The organism is Massilia sp. Root335 (assembly GCF_001425685.1).
GTDB lineage: Bacteria > Pseudomonadota > Gammaproteobacteria > Burkholderiales > Burkholderiaceae_D > Telluria > Telluria luteola.
This window is the reverse complement of record NZ_LMCY01000010.1, coordinates 73,819-74,068: the sequence shown is the minus strand read 5'-3', so window position 1 is coordinate 74,068 and position 250 is coordinate 73,819. Positions and strand designations below refer to the sequence as shown.

The 250-nt window shown below is 62.8% G+C and carries 1 protein-coding gene; it reads right to left on the bottom strand.

Features of this window, described 5'->3' with window-relative positions; all coding sequences use genetic code 11:
• A partial coding sequence (locus ASC93_RS31940) for a GTP-binding protein (RefSeq protein WP_229412644.1) occupies positions 1-250 on the bottom strand: 250 nt, incomplete at both ends.

Below are 250 nucleotides of genomic sequence, written 5' to 3'. Positions count from 1 at the left end.
CAGCGCCATACGAGCCGAACCCTTGATGATCGGCAGGTCGTCGCCCGGGAACTCGTACTTCGAGAGGAGCTCGCGCACTTCCATTTCGACCAGTTCCAGCAGTTCCGCGTCGTCGACCAGGTCGCACTTGTTCAGGAACACGATGATGTACGGAACACCCACCTGGCGAGCCAGCAGGATGTGTTCGCGGGTCTGCGGCATCGGACCGTCAGCGGCCGAGCACACCAGGATCGCGCCGTCCATCTGGGCA